We start from the raw sequence: 1,072 nt of genomic DNA on the forward strand, positions 1-1,072 counted from the left end.
ATGCATCTTGTTAAAGCCTTTACATTGGTAGAAGAAAGCAAACAGTATAAAACACTCATTGAAGAAGCAAAACAGGTTTTAGAAAAATCTGTTAAAGCTGCTTAGTTTTTTAATATAACTCTCTTTCCTTGCTTTTTAGAGGAAGGAGAGGTCAACGCATTGAACGAAGCATAGCATCACGTAAAATGGCGTTAATCCGCGTCTGGTAGCCTTTTCCTTGACTCTTAAGCCATGCTAATACGTCTGAATCCACACGCACTGTTGTGACAGTTTTCTTTGGTTTATAGAATGGATTGCGCACTGCATTTTTCCAGAATGCATCATCTAGTGGTGGAATATCACTATGATCAATTGTGCTATCCGGCATTACAGCCAGTTTTTTAATTTCAACTCTTTGTTTATCTGTCAAAGGTGATAAGTTACCTACATCAATTTCATAAAGAACTTTCTTCTTCATAACGTTTCCTTTCTTTCGAGTTAGCTCGCCGCGCTGAAATAATACGGATTACTTCTATACCATCTTTATCATCATGGACAGTATGCGCCACGAGCAGCAATAAAAAACCATCCACAAGACCCAAAGTTTGCCAACGATATTCTCCGTTTTCAATACGGTCTTGTTTAACCATGGCGAACGGGTCTGCAAAAACACGAGCAGCAATTTCAAAACTGACACGGTGCTTTCTAAGATTACTTTTTGCTTTAGTTTCATCCCATTCAAATCTTATTTTCATATCTTATGTTAATACATTTATGTATGTATTTCAAGAGTTTTAAATGAACACTGAACTATTTATGTTTTTTTGCATATTAAATATAATTTTATATGTTAAAAAAAATAATATCCTTTTGAAATAATTGAAAAAATATGCAAATCATGCTAGGATTTTGTATGTATTAAAATACAAGTTTAAGGTAAAAAAACATGCTAAATAAAGTGATGTTAATCGGGCGTTTAGGTGCTAATCCCGAAAGCAAAACAATGAATTCTGGAACAGAAATAGTCAATTTTCGTATGGCAACTTCTGAAAGCTATACGGATAAAAATACTCATCAAAAAGTAGAGAAAACT

At 33.9% G+C, this 1,072-nt stretch carries 3 protein-coding genes; 1 reads left to right on the forward strand and 2 read right to left on the reverse strand.

Annotated elements, in window-relative coordinates:
• Nucleotides 1-151: 151 nt before the first annotated feature.
• Entirely contained in the window at nt 152-457 is a 306-nt protein-coding gene (locus ACFINU_RS09975) for a BrnA antitoxin family protein (RefSeq protein ID WP_375619015.1), read from the reverse strand.
• Nucleotides 435-734, reverse strand: coding sequence for a BrnT family toxin (locus ACFINU_RS09980; RefSeq protein WP_006925654.1), 300 nt, complete (start codon nt 732-734; stop codon nt 435-437). Before ACFINU_RS09980 ends, ACFINU_RS09975 begins: the two co-directional genes overlap by 23 nt.
• 191 nt (nt 735-925) lie before the next feature.
• On the opposite strand from ACFINU_RS09980, the gene ACFINU_RS09985 reads away from it, so the two are divergent.
• Nucleotides 926-1,072, forward strand: a 147-nt coding sequence (locus ACFINU_RS09985; protein ID WP_375619017.1) for a single-stranded DNA-binding protein, incomplete at its 3' end; no start/stop codon positions are given.

The sequence above is a fragment of the Bartonella sp. AC130YNZD genome (genome assembly GCF_042196865.1).
Taxonomy (GTDB): Bacteria; Pseudomonadota; Alphaproteobacteria; order Rhizobiales; family Rhizobiaceae; genus Bartonella.